Annotated in this window: 1 protein-coding gene; it reads left to right on the forward strand. The window is 66.8% G+C overall.

Going from position 1 to position 295, the window contains the following annotated elements; all coding sequences use genetic code 11:
- Positions 1 to 175: 175 nt before the first annotated feature.
- On the forward strand, positions 176 to 295 hold a 120-nt coding region (locus ADK54_RS48825; protein ID WP_420717338.1), incomplete at its 3' end, for a DUF6507 family protein.

Below are 295 nucleotides of genomic sequence, written 5' to 3' on the forward strand. Positions count from 1 at the left end.
GAGATCATCCGGCTGGTGCGCGGCACGCTGGAGCTGAACGACGGCACCGCGCAGTCGACGCTGTCGAAGGCGAAGGCGGCTGTCGACGCCATCGGCTGAGGCGCGCACAGCAAGTACAGCAACTCACCGCACACGCAGGGCAGTTGGGCAGCGGGCGGGGAACGGGGGGAATTTCGTGTCGGCTTGGGACATCAAACCGTCCGGGGTTTCGGGCGTGTTGAAGAAGACGGCGACCGCGGCCGAGGCCATGTCGAAGGCCGGAACAGCGATGCAGGAGAGCCTCAAATCGGCGGCC

Source organism: Streptomyces sp. WM6378 (assembly GCF_001279695.1).
Lineage (GTDB): Bacteria > Actinomycetota > Actinomycetes > Streptomycetales > Streptomycetaceae > Streptomyces.